The organism is Geodermatophilus chilensis (assembly GCF_002802985.1).
GTDB classification, from domain to species: domain Bacteria; phylum Actinomycetota; class Actinomycetes; order Mycobacteriales; family Geodermatophilaceae; genus Geodermatophilus; species Geodermatophilus chilensis.
This window is the reverse complement of the sequence record NZ_NVPT01000021.1, coordinates 14,310-32,452: the sequence shown is the minus strand read 5'-3', so window position 1 is coordinate 32,452 and position 18,143 is coordinate 14,310. Positions and strand designations below refer to the sequence as shown.

The 18,143-nt window shown below is 74.8% G+C and carries 18 protein-coding genes; 9 read left to right on the top strand and 9 right to left on the bottom strand.

Annotated features, from left to right (window positions below; translation table 11 throughout):
• Positions 1 to 73: 73 nt before the first annotated feature.
• Entirely contained in the window at positions 74 to 1,219 is a 1,146-nt protein-coding gene (locus CNO22_RS05635) for a glutamate--cysteine ligase 2 (RefSeq protein ID WP_232806816.1), read from the top strand.
• Between the two features lie 35 nt (positions 1,220 to 1,254).
• Positions 1,255 to 2,115 carry a lysophospholipid acyltransferase family protein gene (locus tag CNO22_RS05630; protein WP_100498354.1) on the top strand — a complete coding sequence of 287 codons (861 nt, stop codon included), beginning with the start codon at positions 1,255 to 1,257 and terminating at the stop codon, positions 2,113 to 2,115.
• Between the two features lie 95 nt (positions 2,116 to 2,210).
• On the opposite strand, the gene CNO22_RS05625 is transcribed toward CNO22_RS05630, so the two are convergent.
• A complete protein-coding gene (locus tag CNO22_RS05625; protein ID WP_100498353.1) occupies positions 2,211 to 2,738 on the bottom strand; it encodes a GNAT family N-acetyltransferase in 528 nt (175 codons plus the stop codon).
• 128 nt (positions 2,739 to 2,866) lie between these two features.
• Between CNO22_RS05625 and CNO22_RS05620 the strand changes: the two genes are divergently transcribed.
• From CNO22_RS05620 to CNO22_RS05605, 4 genes are all read left to right on the top strand, one after another.
• Positions 2,867 to 4,390, top strand: coding sequence for an amidohydrolase (locus CNO22_RS05620; protein ID WP_100498352.1), 1,524 nt, complete (start codon positions 2,867 to 2,869; stop codon positions 4,388 to 4,390).
• Between the two features lie 509 nt (positions 4,391 to 4,899).
• Positions 4,900 to 6,504: an apolipoprotein N-acyltransferase gene (lnt, locus tag CNO22_RS05615; RefSeq protein WP_100498351.1), complete on the top strand. Its 1,605-nt coding sequence runs from the start codon at positions 4,900 to 4,902 to the stop codon at positions 6,502 to 6,504.
• Positions 6,501 to 7,292, top strand: a complete 792-nt coding sequence (locus CNO22_RS05610) for a polyprenol monophosphomannose synthase (RefSeq protein WP_100498350.1) — start codon at positions 6,501 to 6,503, stop codon at positions 7,290 to 7,292. Before lnt ends, CNO22_RS05610 begins: the two co-directional genes overlap by 4 nt.
• A gap of 43 nt (positions 7,293 to 7,335) precedes the next feature.
• On the top strand, positions 7,336 to 7,857 hold the full coding sequence (locus CNO22_RS05605) for an FxsA family protein (RefSeq protein WP_100498349.1): 522 nt from the start codon (positions 7,336 to 7,338) through the stop codon (positions 7,855 to 7,857).
• A 204-nt stretch (positions 7,858 to 8,061) separates the two neighbouring features.
• On the opposite strand, the gene CNO22_RS05600 is transcribed toward CNO22_RS05605, so the two are convergent.
• From CNO22_RS05600 to CNO22_RS05585, 3 genes are all read right to left on the bottom strand, one after another.
• Entirely contained in the window at positions 8,062 to 8,406 is a 345-nt protein-coding gene (locus CNO22_RS05600) for an RNA polymerase-binding protein RbpA (protein WP_012948772.1), read from the bottom strand.
• A 457-nt stretch (positions 8,407 to 8,863) separates the two neighbouring features.
• Positions 8,864 to 10,216 (bottom strand): MFS transporter, encoded by a 1,353-nt coding sequence (locus CNO22_RS05590; protein ID WP_100498348.1) that lies wholly within the window; start codon positions 10,214 to 10,216, stop codon positions 8,864 to 8,866.
• A gap of 93 nt (positions 10,217 to 10,309) precedes the next feature.
• On the bottom strand, positions 10,310 to 11,086 hold the full coding sequence (locus tag CNO22_RS05585) for a glycerophosphodiester phosphodiesterase (protein ID WP_198588124.1): 777 nt from the start codon (positions 11,084 to 11,086) through the stop codon (positions 10,310 to 10,312).
• Between the two features lie 106 nt (positions 11,087 to 11,192).
• Here CNO22_RS05585 and CNO22_RS05580 point away from each other — a divergent pair, with 106 nt between their 5' ends.
• Positions 11,193 to 11,615: a hypothetical protein gene (locus tag CNO22_RS05580; RefSeq protein ID WP_232806815.1), complete on the top strand. Its 423-nt coding sequence runs from the start codon at positions 11,193 to 11,195 to the stop codon at positions 11,613 to 11,615.
• 18 nt (positions 11,616 to 11,633) lie between these two features.
• Here the strand turns inward: CNO22_RS05580 and CNO22_RS05575 are convergent, their stop codons facing one another.
• From CNO22_RS05575 to CNO22_RS05560, 3 genes are all read right to left on the bottom strand, one after another.
• The gene (locus tag CNO22_RS05575) at positions 11,634 to 11,879 is read right to left on the bottom strand and encodes a hypothetical protein (protein ID WP_100498347.1); all 246 of its coding nucleotides are present in this window, start codon (positions 11,877 to 11,879) and stop codon (positions 11,634 to 11,636) included.
• A 641-nt stretch (positions 11,880 to 12,520) separates the two neighbouring features.
• Positions 12,521 to 12,895: a type II toxin-antitoxin system VapC family toxin gene (locus CNO22_RS05565; protein ID WP_100498345.1), complete on the bottom strand. Its 375-nt coding sequence runs from the start codon at positions 12,893 to 12,895 to the stop codon at positions 12,521 to 12,523.
• Positions 12,892 to 13,137: a type II toxin-antitoxin system Phd/YefM family antitoxin gene (locus tag CNO22_RS05560; protein WP_100498344.1), complete on the bottom strand. Its 246-nt coding sequence runs from the start codon at positions 13,135 to 13,137 to the stop codon at positions 12,892 to 12,894. Before CNO22_RS05560 ends, CNO22_RS05565 begins: the two co-directional genes overlap by 4 nt.
• Positions 13,138 to 13,430: 293 nt before the next feature.
• Here CNO22_RS05560 and CNO22_RS05555 point away from each other — a divergent pair, with 293 nt between their 5' ends.
• Both CNO22_RS05555 and CNO22_RS05550 read left to right on the top strand, forming a co-directional pair.
• Positions 13,431 to 13,757 (top strand): VOC family protein, encoded by a 327-nt coding sequence (locus tag CNO22_RS05555; RefSeq protein ID WP_232806814.1) that lies wholly within the window; start codon positions 13,431 to 13,433, stop codon positions 13,755 to 13,757.
• Between the two features lie 423 nt (positions 13,758 to 14,180).
• Positions 14,181 to 14,855 (top strand): M50 family metallopeptidase, encoded by a 675-nt coding sequence (locus CNO22_RS05550; RefSeq protein ID WP_232806813.1) that lies wholly within the window; start codon positions 14,181 to 14,183, stop codon positions 14,853 to 14,855.
• 79 nt (positions 14,856 to 14,934) lie between these two features.
• Here CNO22_RS05550 and CNO22_RS05545 read toward each other — a convergent pair whose 3' ends face one another.
• Together CNO22_RS05545 and CNO22_RS05540 are read right to left on the bottom strand one after the other, a co-directional pair.
• Positions 14,935 to 17,298, bottom strand: a complete 2,364-nt coding sequence (locus CNO22_RS05545) for a glycoside hydrolase family 65 protein (protein ID WP_100498341.1) — start codon at positions 17,296 to 17,298, stop codon at positions 14,935 to 14,937.
• Positions 17,295 to 18,026 (bottom strand): HAD family hydrolase, encoded by a 732-nt coding sequence (locus CNO22_RS05540; protein ID WP_100498340.1) that lies wholly within the window; start codon positions 18,024 to 18,026, stop codon positions 17,295 to 17,297. Before CNO22_RS05540 ends, CNO22_RS05545 begins: the two co-directional genes overlap by 4 nt.
• Positions 18,027 to 18,143: the final 117 nt, after the last annotated feature.

Genomic DNA, 18,143 nt, shown 5'->3' with positions numbered 1-18,143 from the left:
GCACCGAACCCGGCGTCCGGTCTCTCACCCGCTCGCCGCGCGGTACCACAGGTCCCCGACGATGCTGGTCGGCGTGCGGACGGTGGGTGTCGAGGAGGAGCTGCTGGTCGTCGACCCCTCGGGGCGGCCGGTACCGCTCGGGCCGGCTGCGCTCGAGGTGGCGGCCCGTCGCGGGGAGGGCGAGACGGTCGACGAGCACGACCGCGCGGCCCGGGACGACGAGGCCGGCGGAGCCGACCCGGCCGCGCGCCTGGTGCCCGAGCTCAAGGCCCAGCAGCTGGAGTTCGGCACCCGCGTCTGCACCGGCCTCGACGACGTCGCCGCCGACCTGCGGCACTGGCGGGAGCGGGCGGACGCGGCGGCCCGTGGCGTCGGCGCCCGGGTGGCCGCCCTGGCCAGCTCGCCGGTGCGCGTCGAGCCGCGCACCACGCCGGGGGAGCGGTACACCGAGATGGCCGACACCTTCGGCCTCACCGCCGCCGAGCAGCTGACCTGCGGGTGCCACGTGCACGTCGCCGTGGCCGACGACGAGGAGGGCGTCGCGGTCCTCGACCGCATCCGTGTCTGGCTGCCGGTGCTGACCGCGCTCACCGCCAACTCGCCGTTCTGGCTCGGCCGCGACAGCGGGCACGCCAGCTACCGGGCCCAGGCGTGGAACCGCTGGCCGTCGTCCGGCCCCAACGAGCTGTTCGGCGACGCGGCCGCCTACCACCGGTTGGTGCGGGAGCTGCTCGCGACCGAGACGATCGTCGACACCGGGATGGTGTACTTCGACGCCCGGCTGTCCGAGCGCTGGCCCACCGTCGAGGTGCGGGTCGCCGACGTGGCGCTGCGCGCCGAGGACGCCGTCACCCTCGCCGGGCTGGTGCGCGGGCTCGTCGACACCGCCGCGGGCGAGTGGCGGGCGGGGGTGCCCGCGCCGGCGGTCCGCAGCGAGGTGGTGCGGATGGCGGCCTGGCGGGCCAGCCGCTCGGGGCTGACCGGCGACCTCGTGCACCCCGCGACCGGCCGCCCTGCGCCGGCCGCGCAGGTCGTGACCGCGCTGCTGGAGCACGTGCGTCCCGCCTTGGCCGCTGCCGGGGACGAGCGGCGCGTGGCCGACGGGGTGGCGGTGGTCCTCGACCGGGGCACCGGGGCGGACCTGCAGCGCCGGGTGTTCGCCGACACCGGGGACCTGACCGCGGTGGTGCGCGCGGCGGTCGAGGCCACCCACACCTGAGAGCGCTGCCGGGGGACGGCGGCTATCGTCCCGCCATGTACACCGCGAGCTGGCGCGACGTCGTCCGCCGGGACCTCTTCGGCCCCCGCCCGGATCTCCGGGACCGTCCCTACCGGCTGGTCATCCGGCTGGCACTGGTCGTCTTCCGGCTGCTGCGCTTCCGTTTCGACGTCCGCGGCGCCGAGCACGTGCCGCCGACGGGTGGCGCGGTCATCTGCAGCAACCACGTCAGCTACCTGGACTTCACCTTCCTCGGCCTGGCGGCGCTGCCGCAGCACCGGCTGGTGCGGTTCATGGCCAAGGCCTCGGTCTTCCACCACGGCTTCTCCGGGCCCTTCATGCGGGCGATGCACCACATCCCGGTCGACCGGAAGGCCGGTGCGGGCGCGTTCGACCTCGCGGTCCGGGCGCTCAAGGACGGCGAGGTGGTCGGCGTCTTCCCGGAGGCGACGATCAGCAGCAGTTTCCGGGTCAAGGAGCTCAAGGGCGGCGCCGCGCGGATGGCGATCGACGCCGGCGTCCCGGTGATCCCCGCGGCGGTGTGGGGCGGCCAGCGGCTGTTCACCAAGCACCACCCCATCCAGCTGACCCGCGGTGTGGCGGTCACCGTCGTCCTCGGCGAGCCGATCCGGCCCGAGCCGGGGGAGGAGCCGCGCGCGCTGCTGGCCCGCATCCGCACGGCGATGGAGGCGCTGGTCGACGAGGCGCAGCGCACCTACCCGCAGCCGCCGGCCGGCCCCGACGACCTCTGGTGGCAGCCGGCGCACCTGGGGGGCACCGCGCCGAGCCTGGAGGAGGCCGTGCGGCTCGACCACAGCGACGTCCGGGGCGCCCGCCCGAAGGCGAGCCCCCTGGCGAAGGCGCGCAGGCTGCTGCGCCGCCGCCGGGGCCGCTGAGCGGCTCCATCAGCTGCTGGGTCGACGTCGATGGCCCCGGCCCCCTCCCGGGCACCGCCCGAGTTCGCGAGGGGTGGGGAGGAGGGGGTCCTCCTTCAGTCGACCACGACCGGCGCCATGAGCCGGAAGGCGTCGAGCTCGACGTCGTACCAGCGGCGCATGCGGCCCAGCGGGGTCATCCCCAGCCGGGCGCAGACCGCCACCGACGCGGTGTTGCCGGGCCGGACGACGGCGTAGACCTCCGGCAGGCCCGCCTGGAACCCCCGGTCGATCACCGCCCGCGCCGCCTCGGTGGCGTATCCGCGGCCCCAGCTGTCCGGGTGCAGGTGCCAGCCGACCTCCACCTCGCCCACGCCGTGCGGCAGGGGCTTGAGCAGCACGGTGCCGGCCACGGTCCCGGAGTCCAGCTCGAGCGCCCAGACCCCGAAGCGCTCGTCGGCCTCGGCCACCGCGCGCCACCGGGCGACCAGCTCCACCGGCGGGACCGAGGGTGTCCCGCCCAGCCAGCGGGTGACCTCGTCGCGGCCGTAGAGGTCCACCAGGCGCGCCAGGTCGTCCCGGCGGGTGGTCCAGGCCCGCAGCCGCAACCGGGCCGTGCGCAGCTCCCCGCCGTCGGCCGTCACACCGTCCTGCCTACCGCCGGGGGCGGCCCGCGGCCACCGGACGCCGGCCCCCCGGGAGGCACTGCCGGAGGCGCCGTGGTGTCCTTCCCCGGGCGCGGACGGCGGCCGCGCGACAGAGGGGAGGGGGCGTGACCGGACGCCTGCTGGTCACCGACGTGACGATCGGCGACCGCGCCGGCCGGGCACTGCTCGTCGAGGGCGGCCGGATCGCCTGGGTGGGCGACGCTGCCGGCGCACCGTCCGCGGACCGGGTGCTCGCGGGGGAGGGCGCGCTGCTCACCCCCGCCTTCGTCGACGCCCACGTGCACGCCACGGCGACCGGTCTGGCGCTGAACGGCCTCGACCTCCACTCCAGCTTGAGCCTTGCCGACGCCGTGACGTCGCTCCGGGCGCACGCCACGGCCACTCCGGGCGGCGTCCTGCTGGGCACCGGCTGGGACGAGACCGGCTGGCCGGAAGGGCGCGGGCTCATCCGCGCCGACGTCGACGCCGTCGTCGGCGACCGGCCGGCCTACCTGGCGCGGGTCGACGTCCACTCCGCCACCGTCTCGACCGCGCTCCTGGACCGGATCCCGGGGATTGCCGGCCTGCCCGGCTTCGCCCCGGACGGGCAGCTGCGCCTCGACGCCCACCACGCCGCCCGGCAGGCCGCCTACGGCGCGGTGGACGCCACCCAGCGCGGCGCCGCGCAGCGGGCCACCCGGACGGCGGCGGCGGCCCTGGGCATCGGCAGCCTGCACGAGATGGCCGGCCCCGAGGTGTCCGGCGCCGACGACCTGGCCGGCCTGCTGGCGATCGCCGCCGCCGAGCCCGGACCGCGGGTGCTCGGCTACTGGGGCGAGCTCGCCGAGCGCGGTGGCCTGGAGCTGGTGCGCGAGCTGGGCCTGGCCGGTGCTGGCGGGGACCTGTTCTGCGACGGCGCGCTCGGCTCGCACACCGCCGCGCTGAGCCGTTCCTACAGTGACCGACCCGAGACGACCGGGCACCTGCGCTTCGAGACGGCGTCCCTGGTCGAGCACGTGCGGGCCTGCACCCGCGCCGGCGTGCAGGCCGGCTTCCACGTCATCGGGGACGCCGCCGTCGACCAGGTGCTCGACGCGGTCGGCGTGGTCGTCGCCGAACTCGGCCGGGCCGCGGTGCGCGCGTGCCGGCACCGCCTCGAGCACGTCGAGATGGTGTCCCCGGCGGCCGTCGAGCGGCTGCGGGACTGGGGGATGGTCGCCAGCGTGCAGCCGGCCTTCGACGCGGCCTGGGGTGGGGACGCCGGGATGTACGCCGAGCGGCTGGGTGTGGAGCGGGCACTGGCGACCAACCCGTTCGCCGACCTGGCCGACGCCGGGGTCCCGCTCGCGCTGGGCAGCGACGCCCCGGTCACCCCGCTGGACCCGTGGGGCGGGGTGCACGCGGCGGTCGACCACCGCACGCCGATGTCGGGGCTGCGCCCCTTCGACGCCTTCGACGCGGCCACGCACGGCGGCTGGCACGCCGCCCGCGCGGAACACCCGCCGGGGCCGCTGGCGATCGGCGCGCCGGCGGACCTGGCGCTGTGGGCGACGGCGGAGACGCTCTCGGCGGTCCTCGCGGGGCGGGGCCGGCCCGCCTGCCGCCGGCTGCTGGTGGACGGCGCCCCGGTCGGCGACCCCGCCGCGTAGGGCACGAACAGGTCACGGTCCGTCACACGGTCCGCGGGGGCGTCGGACCCCGGTGGCACGTTCCTTACAGTGCCTGCAGTTCCACCCGGGGGCACCGGTGCCAGCTCCTCCGGACCAGTCGTGCGGGCTCCCCGGCCACGCGGACGGGCGTCGCCCCGGCCGCAGCCCGGGCCGTCGGGCGCCGGCGGCTGACCGGAGGCGGCGCGCGCCGGGCACCCGGCGGAGGTCCGCCCGGCCCCGTGCACCCGGACAACGACCCGCCCCTCGCGACCAGCGACCGGCCGGCCGGCCCCGGGGCGCGACGGCCGGGCCGCGACCGCCGTCGGCGCGCACCGGGTTCCGGCACGGACAGGTGACCCCGAACGGGTCGTCGGCAAGTCCGCGACGGGATGGGATGCTGGGTCGCGGACCACCGGCGTCGCCGCCGGTGGTCGCGACCCCGTCCGACCGGCGCGGGGGCGGACCAGCGGCCGGGAGCTCCCGGCCGCACGGGTGCACGGGAGGCACAGGTGCCGTCAGCGACGCCGACCGGCACCCTCGAGCGGCCCGCCGGGTCCTCCGGCCGGGCCCCCGCCGCCGCGTCCCGGTGGCGCCTGCCGTGGCGCACGCTGCTGGCCGTCCTCGCCGGCGTGCTGCTCCTGCTGGCCTTCCCCGGCTCCTCGCTGCCGCTGCTGGCACCGCTCGGTCCGGCCGCCCTGGCGCTGGCCGTCCACGGGCAGCGCGCCCGCTCCGGGGCCTGGCTGGGCCTGGTGGCCGGCCTGACGTTCTTCGTGCCGCTGCTGTCCTGGAGCGGCATCTTCGTCGGCGCCCTGCCGTGGCTGGCCCTCGCCATGTCGCAGGCCGCCTACGTCGCCCTCCTCGGCGCGGCGACGGCCGCCACGTCCCGGCTGCCGCTGTGGCCGCTGTGGGCGGCGGCCCTCTGGGTGGGCCAGGAGGCGCTGCGCGGCCGGTTCCCCTTCGGCGGGTTCCCGTGGGGCCGGCTGGGCCTGAGCCAGACCGAGGGCCCGTTCCTGGCGTTCGCCGCGTACGGCGGGGTGCCCCTGGTCGGCTTCGCGATCGCGCTCACCGGCACGCTGCTGGCCGCCGCCGTCCTGCGCCTGCACCGAGGGGGACGGCGTGCCGCGGCGCTCGCCGCCCTGGGCGCGCTGGCCGTCCCGGCGCTGGGCGGGCTGGCCTGGCTGCCGCTGCCCGGCTCCTCGCTGACCGCGGGCGGGCCGACCCGCACGGTCGCGGTGGTGCAGGGCGACGTGCCGAAGCCGGGCCTGGAGTTCAACGAGCGCCGCCGTGCGGTCCTGGACAACCACGTCGACCAGACGATCGGCCTGGCCGAGGCAGTCGCCGCCGGGGAGCAGCCGCAGCCGGACCTCGTCGTGTGGCCGGAGAACAGCTCCGACATCGACCCCTACGGCAACGCCGACGCCGCCCGGGAGATCAGCCGGGCCGCCGACGCGATCGGCGCACCGATCCTGGTGGGGGCGGTCGTCGACGGCCCGGGGGAGTTCATCAGCAACACCGCGATCGTCTGGGACCCCGAGACGGGGCCGGGGGACACCTACGTCAAGCGCCATCCGGTCCCCTTCGGCGAGTACATCCCGGCCCGCGACTTCTTCCGCCTGTTCAGCGACAAGGTCGACCTGGTGCGCCGCGACTTCGCCGCCGGGGACGAGGTCGGCCTGCTGGAGGTGGGCGGCGCCCGGATCGCCGACGTGATCTGCTTCGAGGTGGTCTACGACGGTCTGGTGCTCGACGCCGTCCGCGCGGGTGCCGGGATGCTCGTCGTCCAGACCAACAACGCCACCTTCGGGTACAGCGCCGAGAGCGAGCAGCAGGTCGCCGCGGCCCGCGTCCGCGCGGTGGAGTTCGGACGCTCGGTAGCCCTGGCCTCCACCAGCGGCATCTCGGCGGTCATCGCCCCCGACGGCTCGCTGGCCGCCTCCTCGGGGCTGTTCGAGTCCGCCGTCTTCGTCGAGGAGATCGCCCAGCGGGACTCCAGCACCCTCGCCGAGCGGCTGGGGGCAGGCCCGGAGTGGCTGCTGAGCGCGCTGGGGGTCGGGGCGCTGCTGGTGGTCGCCGCGCCCGCGCTGCGCCGCCGGGCGCGCACGGGGACGGCGTGACCGCGCCGCGGGTGCTGGTCGTCGTCCCCACCTACGACGAGGTGGAGAACCTCGAGCCGATCCTGGAGCGGCTGCAGGCGGCGGTCCCGGACGCGCACGCCCTCGTGGTGGACGACGGCTCGCCCGACGGCACCGGCGAGCTGGCCGAGAAGCTGGCCGCCCTCGACCCGCGGGTGCACGTGCTGCGCCGGACCACCAAGGCCGGCCTGGGACCGGCCTACGTCGCCGGCTTCCGGTGGGGCCGCGAGCGCGGCTACGACGTCCTGGTCGAGATGGACGCCGACGGCTCGCACCACCCCGAGCAGCTGCCCGACCTGCTGGCGGCACTGGCGGGCGCCGACCTGGTGCTGGGCTCGCGGTACGTGCGCGGCGGCCGGGTGGAGGACTGGCCGGTGCACCGGCTGCTGCTCTCCCGCGCGGGCAACCTGTGGACGCGGTGGTCGCTGCGGCTGCCCCTGGCCGATGCGACGGGTGGGTTCCGGGCGGTGCGCGGCGAGCTGGTCGACCGGCTGCCCTTCGACGACGTCGCCAGCCAGGGCTACTGCTTCCAGGTCGACTGGGCGTGGCGGGCGGTCCGCGCCGGCGCCCGGGTGGTGGAGGTGCCGATCACCTTCACCGAGCGCGCGTTCGGGCGGAGCAAGATGAGCCGCTCGATCGTTCAGGAGGCGTTGGTACGGGTCACCTGGTGGGGCCTGCAGGACCGGCTGGCCGACCGGCTGCCGGGCCGGGTCCGCCGCCCCGTGCCGGGACGTGTCCGCGACGGCGGGCGGTCGACCGGGGTCCGGTAGGCGGACCCCGGGGCCGCCGGGGTGTGCGGGCGGGAGGAGAGCCGTGGGACACCGCGTGCGCGTGCTGGTGGGGCTGTGGGCGCTGGCCGAGGTCGTCGTCCTCGTCCTGGTCGCCTCGTGGATCGGCGTGGGGTGGACGGTGCTGGCCACCCTGGCCACCACCGCGCTGGGCTGGGCTCTGCTGGCCCGGCAGGGCAGCCGGGCGCTGGCCGAGCTGCGGGAGCGAGCCCGCGAACGCCGGGCCCCGGGGCGGGCACTGGGGGACGCCGGGCTGATCGCCGTCGGCGGGCTGCTGATGGTGCTGCCCGGCTTCCTCGGGGACGTCGTCGGGCTGCTGTGCCTGCTGCCGCCGACGCGCTTCCTGGTCCGCGGCCTGCTCGGCCGCACGGTGGCCGCCCGGCTGCCGGTCGAGCTGCGGGGGCCGGTGCGGGTGCGCAGCGCCCGCGCGGAGGGGCCCCTGGGCGGCCCGTCCGGCGCCGGCGCGCACGCCTACCGCGCGGGGCGGCCGCTGGTCATCGAGGGCGAGGTCGTGCGGGACGAGCTGGTGCGCGACGAGCGCCCCTGAACCGCCTCATGCCGTTGGGGGGACCCCCCGTCCACACACCGTTGATCATGGGGTTGTTGCCGGGCGCACGGCGTGTCGGCGCGTGTCGCCGGCACCGGTCCCGTGATCGACCGCTGAGGTCGGGAGCTCGTATCGACCGGGGACGCAGAACGGCCCCGGTGGGGATCCCACCGGGGCCGTTCTGCGTGCCGTCGGGCGGCTGTGTCAGCTGGCGCGGGTCCGCCGCCCGCGGAGCACCTCGAGGCGCTCGGCCAGGACCTCCTCGAGGTCCTCCACCGAGCGGCGCTCCAGGAGCATGTCCCAGTGCGTCCGCGGGGGCTTGACCTTCTTGGGCGCGGGCTCGGTGCCACCGACCAGCTTGGCGGCCGCCCCGTCGAACTTGCACTCCCAGGTGTCGGGGAGCTCGGCGTCGTCCGCGAAGGGCACGGTGAACAGGTGACCCGACGGGCACCGGTACTCCGCGTACTGCCGCTCGATCGGCGCGGTGTTCCGCTCGGTCTCGTAGCTCACGCTGCCCAGTCGGCTGCCCCGCAGGGAACGCTCGCCCATGGCACACCGTCCTCTCGTGCTGGTGGTGTCAGTCCGGACTCACCGTCGCAGCAGGGGTCTACCCACTGCACGGCGGGATCAAGAGGACCAACGACAGAGTTCGCGGAGAGATTCCGCGGAATCGGTCCCGAATCATCGCATGGGGTGGTATGGCGACGCTCAGCGACCCCCCTCCGGGTGAGCCCGGGCCGCTCCCCGGGCACCCTGGCGGCCGTGAGCACACCGGGGGAGGAGGACGCCGAGGCCCGCGGTTCGACCGAGTTCAGCGCAGCGCCAGCTGGCCCGGACCGGCCGCCGTCGGCCCCAGCTGGCCCAGCACGTGGTGGCGCCGGCAGAGCACCTGGTAGTGCACGTCGGCGTCCCCGTCGTCCGGCGCCGGCGACGACGACCGTCTCGCCGGCGCTCGTCGGCCCCGTGCCACGGGGTGCTCTGCTCGTCGGTGACCTCGCCGGCTCGCTCACAGACGCTCCGGTGGGGTGTTGCCCGCCGCGACGACCGCGCGGCGGATGGGCAGCGCCGCCAGCGCGGCGAAGCCGGCCACGAAGAAGACGACGAGGCTGACGATCGCCAGCCGGTAGGAGCCGGTCAGCTGGTAGGTCAGCCCGAAGGCCAGCGGGCCCAGCCAGCTGGTGCCGCGGTCGCTGATCTCGTAGAAGCCGTAGTACTCGGCCTCCTTGCCGGCCGGGATGAGCTGGCTGAACAGCGACCGGGACAGCGCCTGGGTGCCGCCCTGCACCAGCCCGATGACGGCGGCGAGGGCGTAGAACTGCCCGACCGCGCCGGCCTGCAGGAAGAACGCGGCGAGCAGGACGCCGATCCACGCCACCAGGGCGCCGAGGACGGTCCGCTTGGCGCCGTAGCGGGCGGCCAGCCGGCCCAGGCCCAGCGCGCCGGCGATTGCCACCACCTGCACCATGAGGATCGCGCCGGTCAGCACCGACTGCTCCAGGCCCAGCTCCTCGGTGGCGTAGGTCGCCGACAGCGAGATGACGGTCTGGACCCCGTCGTTGAACAGCAGGTACGCGCCGAGGAACCACAACGTCAGCGGGAAGGCCCGCATCTCGCGCATCGTCGTCGCCAGTTGACGGAAGCCGCTGCGTGGCCGCCCGGCCGCCTCCCGCACCGGCCGGTTGCGGAGGCGGGAGACGGTGAAGACGGTGAACGCCCCCCACCACAGGCCCGCGGTGGCCAGGCAGATCCGCACCGCCTCGCCGGTGGTCAGCCCCAGGGACGGCGCCCCGAGCACCAGCCCCAGGTGGACGGCGAGCAGCAGGGCGCCGCCGACGTAACCGAACGCCCACCCGCGGCTGGAGACGGCGTCCCGCTCGTCGGGCGCGGCCAGGGTGGGCAGCCACGAGTAGTAGACGACGGTGGCCGCGCCGAAGCTGATGTTGGCCAGGATGAACAGGACCGCGCCGAGCAGGTAGCGGCCGTCGGCGACGAAGTACAGCGCCGTCGTGGCCAGGGCCCCCAGCGCGGCGAACCCGGCGAGCAGCTCGCGCTTGCGCCCCGTGCGGTCGGCCACGGCGCCGGTCAGCGGCAGCACGAGGACCTGCAGCAGCACCGAGGCCGACAGCACGTAGGAGAACCAGCTGCCCGGCGGGATGGACAGGCCCAGGAAGCCCAGCCGGCCGTCGGGGCCGGCCGCCTCCTCGGCGACTGCCGTCAGGTAGGGCCCGAGGAAGACCGTGGTGACGCTGGTGTTGAACACCGACATCGCCCAGTCGTAGGAGTACCAGCCGAACCGCTCGCGGCGCAGCGCGCGGTCGGCAGCGGGGCTGGTCGGCCCGGTGGTGGCGGCGGTCGTCACGGCCGCAGGGTGTCAGCCGTGATCGGGGTCGTCCAGCAGGCGCTGGTCATGCCGGGATGTCGCCGGGGACGACGCCGCCCGGGACGGCCGCGCTCACCGCGGGACCCACTGGCCGCGGCGCTCCAGCAGGCCGCGGAGCATCGCCGGGCGGTCGGTCATCACGCCGTCCACCCCGAGCTCCAGGACGGCGGTGGCCTCCTCCTCGGTGTCCACCGTCCAGACGTGCACCTGCAGCCCGCGGGCATGCGCCGCGGTGATGAAGCGCTCGTCGACCAGCGCCCGGCCCCCCAGCTGCAGCGGCACCTGCGCGCAGCCGGCGGGGATGCGCACCAGCCCGGCGGCGCGGGGGGAGTAGGAGGACAGCCGCAGCGCCGCCACCCCACGCGGTCCCAGCGAGGTGCACACCGAGGGCCCGAACACCCGGCGGGCCGCGGCGACCCGGGCGTCGGAGAACGAGCCCAGGCAGATGCGGTCCTCGACGCCCAGCCGGCGCACGGTCCGGGCCAGCGGGGCGACGACGCCGGGGGCCTTGATGTCGAGGTTGAACCGCACGTCGGGCCAGGCGCCGAGCAGCTCCTCGAGCCGCAGGATCGGCTCCCGCCCGCCGATCCGCGCCGGTGCCAGTTCGGCCCAGGTGAGCTGATCGACCCGTCCGGAGCGGTCGGTGACGCGGTCCAGGGTCGGGTCGTGGAAGACGACCGGCACGCCGTCGGCGGTCACCCGGACATCGGTCTCGAGGTAGCGGTAGCCGATCGCCACGCAGGCCTCGAAGGCCGGCATGGAGTTTTCCAGGTGCTCGATCGCCCCGCCCCGGTGGGCCATCGCGAGGGGAGTGGGCCCGTCGAGGAACGCATACCGGACCGAGGCCACGCCGACACGCTAACGCCGCTGGTCCAGACGCTGATCGGGACCTCCCGCAGGCGCGCACCGGGCGTGTCCCGCGGTTCTGTCGGTACCGGCGTCTACGGTGCCCAGCGTGGCAGAGCGAGACACGATCCGGATGATCGACGAGGAGGCAACGACCGAGACCGGGCTGCCCAGCCCGCGGAAGGGGAGTGGCAGCGAGCGCCGCTGCGGCTGGTGTCGCCGGGTGCTGCCCCAGCAGGGGTCGGTGGGGCGGCCGCGCCAGTACTGCGGTCAGGCCTGCCGGCAGCGCGCCTACGAGCAGCGTTCGGCGACGGCGAAGGCCGGGCTGTCCGGTGACGTGGTGCTGGTCACCCGCGCCGAGCTCGACGGGCTGCAGGACCGGCTGTACCAGCTGCGCTGCGCGATCGAGGACGTGCAGACCCTGCTCGGCGAGCGGCACACCAAGGCCGAACTGGAACGCTCCCTGCAGGACCTGGTGCGGTCGACCGGCCGGCTCGACAGGCTCTGGGTCTCCGAGCGCGCCGCCGGCTGACCGCACCGGCCCGGCGGATCAGCCGTCGTCGGCGTCGTCGTTGCCGTTGCCCTGCTCGACGCCGTCCTCGGGGTCGGACAGGTCGGGCACGTTGTCCTGCGACGGGTCGGATTCCTCGTCGGTCTCGACGTTCGGCGGCACGTTCTCATCGGTGCTGCCGTCGTTCTGGTCCTGCCCGGCTGCTTGACAGGCGGTCATCGTGGCGCCGCCGCCGAACAGCGCCAGGGCAGTCATCAGGGCAGCGATCGGGCGTCGGAGTTGCATGTCACCGACCCTAGGCAGCCCCTGCACAGTCCGCCCGTCGAGCTCCTCACCCATCCGTCATTCCGTCACCGTGACGGAATGACGGATGGGTGAGGGGAGAGGAGACGAGGAGACCGGGGAAGTGGCGCCCGAGAGGGGCGATGGCGGGCGCCCGGTGTGGCTGTGGGTAGATCGCGGCGTCGGGCAACGTGCGACGGCCGGCGGCCGGGCCGGAGGACCGAGCGAACGAACGGCACGGGCATCGCCAGGACGACGCAGCGACGGGTCGCCGAACCGATCGATCGATCAGCCGATCGGTCGTCGAGCTGACCCGACGTCGAGCCAACCGGTCGTCGAGCTGACGCGGCGGTAAGCCGTCGCCGTGTCGCCGCCGCCGTGTCGCCGCCGCCGTGTCGCCGCCGCCGTGTCGACGCACCGGTCGACGCACCGGTCGACGCACCGGTCGACGCACCGGTCGACGCACCGGTCGACGCACCGGTCGACGAGACATCGTGCATCGTGCCGAGTGTGCGTCCTGACCGACCGGAATGTCCGTCGGCCCGGTCGGCGCCCGCAACCCCTCTCGGCCGCCTGAGGGTCAACGCCGATAATGCACATTATGTCAAGTAACTGGGCGGAAGGTCTCCTCCGCTGAAACTTGGCTACGACAGGGTCCGCACGTCATAGCCAGCGAAACGACGGTCCGCCGTGACCAAGACGAACCGCCGGCGCGCGGCCTGGGCGATGAGCATGCGGTCGAACGGGTCGCTGTGGTGTCTCGGCAGCGCGCCGGCTGCCAGGCCGTCCTCGACGGTGACCGGCAGTGCCTCGAAACCCTCCTGGTCCAGCTGCTGGGTCAGGCGATTAGGGACGGCGAGCTTGCCCACCGCGGCCTTGATCGCCATCTCCCACGCCGTCACCGCTGACACCAGGACCGTCGACCTCGGGTCCGCGATCGCCTCCCGCATCGTCGGCGTCAGCCGCGGGTCGCCGAACAGCCACCACAGCAAGACGTGCGTGTCCAACAGCAGCGTCACGAGTCGGCGTCACCGTGGAAGGCGGCGATCAGCTCCTCGGGCGTCTCGTCGAAGTCGTCCGCCATCCATCCCCGGCCCCGCCATGCTCCAGGCCTCCGCGGCTCGGTCCGCACGGTCGCCGGCACCAGCCGGGCGATCGGCTTGCCGGCCCGCGCGATGACGACGTCCTCCCCCGCCTCGACGGCCTCGAGGAGCCTCGAGAGGTGGGTCTTCGCCTCATGGACGTTGACGGTCGTGGACATGCACCCAGGGTATGACTAAGTCTGGCTAAGGTGAGGTGGGAATTGGTCGGTCACTCTCTCCGCACCCTTTTCGTCACGTGACGTCACTGCGCGCGATCCGTCGCTGAGCAGCCCCGCCCCTCCACCAGCCCGTCGCACATCGGCGCGGCCGTCGCGCGCACCGGGTGCACGTGGTTCCTGGTCGTCCACGACGCCGGCACTGTGAGCAGCGACCGATGGGTTCTCCAGCGCGCGAGCGTTCACCCGTCGACGTCCTCACCGAGAGAAACTCCGCGCCCAGCAGCGTCACCCCGATGATCGTTACGCACGACCTCGAGCGCCTGACGCACTGCTACGCCGGCATTGCCGGCGCGACGGAGACCAGCCGGATGCCGGACGACAAACCGACGTTCTACCTCGGCCTGCGGGTCGGCCACTCCAAGCTCAGCATCGTCTCTGACGGTGCGACCGAGGAAGCATCGACCGGCCGAGTGCCGCTCAACATCGAGGTACCCGACGTCGACGCCGCTCGCACCCAGGTCGAGTCCCACGGTGGTCGGGCGCTGGCGCCGGCCGACGACATGCCGTGGGGCCGGCGCATCGCCCACGTGAAGGCCCCCGACGGCAACGCGCTCACCTGACGAAACGTCCCGCTGAGCGTCAGTGCGGCGGCTCCTCATAGTCAGGACGCAGGCGTATGTGCCGAGCGATCCCTTCTCCGAGCACGAGGCTCAAGTGTTGAGCACGGAGATCGCAAAGATGCCGGCGCCACTCCCCTACCGTCGGTCGATCCGCCGGACGAGCAGGTCAGCAGCAGACCAGAATCGCGATGGCCCGACGCAATGGTTTTGTGACAACTGCCTGGGTTCCTAAAAACAAGTTTATTATAGTTATGTTAGGGATAACGGCAAAATGAAGAGTGGGGAGGCGGTTGCTCCGGCCGCCGTCGCCTTTCGTCATCGGCGGCCGGCACGCCGCGCGGGACCGTGTCCGGCCCGGCGTGGTTCACAGCCGCGTGCGGTTCACTCCTCGGCGTGGATGCCGTCGAGGAGCTCTGGGCCCGTGTGACCACTCCCCTCCCCCAGCTGCCGACGGCGGTCCTCGTGGGCGCACTGGTGGCGGCCGCCGCCGTCGTCCTCGCCCCTGCCCTGTGGCGGCCGGCCCGCACGGTCGTGACCATCGCCCATGAGGGCGCGCACGGTCTGGTGGCCCTCGCCGCGGGCCGCCGGCTGGCCGGCATCCGGCTGCACTCGGACACCTCCGGGCTGACCGTGTCGGCGGGGCGGCCGACCGGGCCGGGCATGGTACTCACCTGCGCCGCGGGCTACACCGGCCCGGCGCTGTTCGGGCTGGGGGCGGCCGCGCTGCTGGCGGCCGGGCACGCGGTCGGGCTGCTCTGGGCGTTGCTGGGCCTGCTCGCGCTGCTGCTGGTGCAGATCCGCAACTGGTACGGGCTGTGGGCGGTGCTGGCCACCGGCGCCGTCGTCCTCGCCGTCACCGGGTGGCTCCCGCCGTCCGCGCAGGCCGCCTTCGCCGCGGCCGGCACGTGGTTCCTGCTGCTGGCCGCCCCGAAGACGGTGCTGGAGCTGCAGCGGGCGCGGCGGCGCCGCGCGGCACCGGACTCCGACGCCGACCAGCTGGCCCGCCTCACCCGCCTGCCGGCCGTGCTCTGGGTCGGGCTGTTCCTGCTCGTCGACGTCGGCGCGCTGCTGCTCGGCGGCTGGTGGCTGCTGGGCTAACTCCCCCGTCCCGGGCCTGCCGGCCCCCTGCAGGGTCCCGCCGCGAGCCTGCGAGTGGCGGCGGGCAGGGGGTCCTCTTTCAGCGCCGCCCGCGCCGCCGGGGGGCCACGCCGTGGGGCTGGAAGACCGGCCCGACCTCGGGCGCGGGCGGGATCTCGGCGCTGATCTCGTCCTCGGTGACGGTGAGCCGCCGCCCGTGGTGGTGGACGTCGAGCGGATCCCCCTCGGTGAGGCGGTAGCTGGCCTCGGTCGGCGTCACGGTGACCACCAGCAGCCGGCCCTGGTAGTTGAGCCGGAAGCGCAGCCGGGTGATCCGGTCGGGCAGCCGCGGGGCGAACGTCAGCCGCCCGTCGTGGTCGCGCATCCCGCCGAACCCGGCGACGGCGACCGTCCAGCCGCCGGCCAGCGAGGCGATGTGCAGGCCGTGCCCGGAGTTGCCGTGCAGGTTCTGCAGGTCGGTGAGCGTGGCCTCGCCCCAGTAGTCGTAGGCCAGCGCCAGGTGCCCGGTCTCGGCGGCCACCACGGCCTGCTGGGTGGCCGACAGGGAGGAGTCACGCACCGTGCGCGCCTCGTAGTAGGCGAAGTCGGCGGCCTTCTCCTCGAGGGTGAAGGCGTCCCCGCGCAGGTGCAGCGCCATCACCAGGTCGGCCTGCTTGACCACCTGCTTGCGGTAGATGTCGAAGTAGGGGTAGTGCATCAGCAGCGGGTAGCGCTCGGGCGGCGTGGCCTCGAAGTCCCACTCCTCGTGGTGGGTGAAGGCGTCGGACTGCATGTGCACCCCGCGCCGGGTGTCGTAGGGCACCGCCATGAGCGCGGCGGCCCGGTCCCAGCAGGCGGTCTCGTCCCCGGTGACGCCGAGCCGGCCGGCCACGTCGGGCTGGCGCTTCACGGCCTCGAGCGCCTCGCGCAGGTTCCGCTGCGCCATGAGGTTCGTGTAGACGTTGTTGTCCACGACGGCGGTGTACTCGTCCGGGCCGGTGACGCCGTCGATGCGGAAGCCGTGCTCGTCGTCGAAGTGGCCCAGCGAGGCCCACAGCCGGGCGGTCTCGATCAGCAGCTCGGCGCCGTGGTCACGGTCGAACTCCTCGTCGCCGGTGGCGTTGTGGTACCGGACGACGGCGTCGGCGATGTCGGCGTTGATGTGGAAGGCCGCCGTCCCCGCCGGCCAGTACCCGGAGGTCTCCTCGCCGCGGATCGTCCGCCACGGGAAGGCCGCACCCTCCAGGCCGAGCACCCGGGCCCGCTCGCGGGCCAGCTCCAGGGTCGAGTGCCGCCAGCGCAGCGCGTCGCGGGCGGCTGCCGGTGCGATGTAGGTGAGCACCGGGAGGACGTAGGTCTCGGTGTCCCAGAAGGTGTGCCCGTCGTAGCCCGGGCCGGTCAGGCCCTTGGCGGGGATGGGCTGGCGCTCGGCGCGCAGACCGGCCTGCAGCAGGTGGAAGACGCCCACCCGCACGGCCTGCTGGAGCTCGTCGTCCCCCTCGATCTCGACGTCGGCGTGCTGCCAGTGCTCGTCGAGCACCTCGCGCTGCTCGCGCAGCAGCCGCTCGAAGCCGGCCAGCTTGGCCGTCGCCAGCGCGCCCTCGACCTGGTCGCGCAGCGCCGCCGCCGAGCGCCGGGAGGACCAGCCGTAGGAGAGGTACTTGACCAGCTTCACCGACGAGCCCTGGGGCAGCCGGGCGGCGAGAGTGAAGCGGGCGAGGTCGTCGGTGGCCTCGATGTCGGCCGTGGAGGTGTCGGGCACGTCGATGACGTGGTCCATGCCGGCGGCCATCCGCAGCCGGCTGCGCGCGGTCCGGTGCACCAGCACCGCGCGCTGGCCGCGGGCCACGGCCATCTCGTTCACCAGCGGGCGGGCCAGCGCCGCGGCCGCACGGGGATCGTCGGCCTCCGAGCCGCTGCCCACGGGCTCGTTGGCGAGCAGGTCCGACTGCAGCGCGATGTAGAGGTCGCCCTGACCGTCGGTGCACTCGACGGTGTACTCGATGGCGGCGATCGAGCGGCGGCGCAGCGACACCATCCGGGTGCTGGTCACGGTCACCACCCGGCCGTTCGGCGAGCGCCACTCGGTGTGACGGCGCAGCAGGCCGCGACGCAGGTCCAGGGTGCGGCGGTGCTCGACGATCTCGCCGTAGGCCAGGTCCAGCGGGGTGTCCCCGACCAGCAGCCGCACCAGCTTGCCGTCGGTCACGTTGACGACCGTCTGCCCCTGCTCGGGGAAGCCGTACCCGACCTCGGCGTAGGGCAGCGGCCGCTCCTCGAAGAAGCCGTTGAGGTAGGTGCCCGGGACGACGACCGGCTCGCCCTCCTCGAACGAGCCGCGCATGCCGATGTGCCCGTTGGACAGCGCGAAGACCGACTCGTGGACGGCGAGGGAGGCGTGGTCGAGCCCCGTCTCGGTCAGCGACCACGGCTCGATCGGGAAGTGCGGCCGGCCCTCGGTCACGACCCCTCCTCCAGCAGCTCGGCGAGGTCCTGGACGACGACGTCCGCACCGGACGCCGCCAGCGCATCAGCCTGCCCGACCCGGTCCACGCCGACGACGTAGCCGAAGTCGCCCGCCCGGCCCGCGGCCACCCCGGCCAGCGCGTCCTCGAACACCACCGCCTCCGCCGGCGGCACGCCCAGCGCGCGGGCCCCGGCCAGGAAGGTGTCGGGGGCGGGCTTGCCGCGCAGCCCCTGCGCCGCCGCGACCTCGCCGTCCACCCGGGCGTCGATGAGGTCGGCGAAGCCGCCGGCCTCGATCACCTCCCCGCCGTTGCGCGACGCGGTGACCACCGCGGTGGCCAGGCCGGCCTCCTTGGCCGCCCGCAGGTAGCGGATCGAGCCGGGGTAGACCTCGACCCCGTGCGCGGCGAGCTCGGCGTGCACCAGCTGGTTCTTGCGCAGGCCCACCCCGTGCACCGTCGCGGCGTCCGGCGGGTCCTCCGGCGTCCCCTGGGGCAGCGTGATGCCGCGACTGGCCAGGAAGTCGCGCACCCCGTCGAGCCGCGGCTTGCCGTCCACGTGGCGGTTGTAGTCCGCCTGCGTGAACTCGGCCGCCCCGGGGTCGCGGGACCGCAGGAACTCGTCGAAGGTGCGCTTCCAGGCGGCCATGTGGACCGTCGCCGTCCGGGTGAGGACGCCGTCGAGGTCGAAGAGGCAGGCACGGATCGAGCCGGGGAGACCGAGCACTCCCCGACGCTACCGGCGTCCGCGGGGGCGTGCCGCGCCGGGAAACGCGCTGTTCACCGGGGTGGGCGACCCGCCGAGCGCACCCGGGCCCGGCTGCCTAGGGTCGGCGAGGGGGCA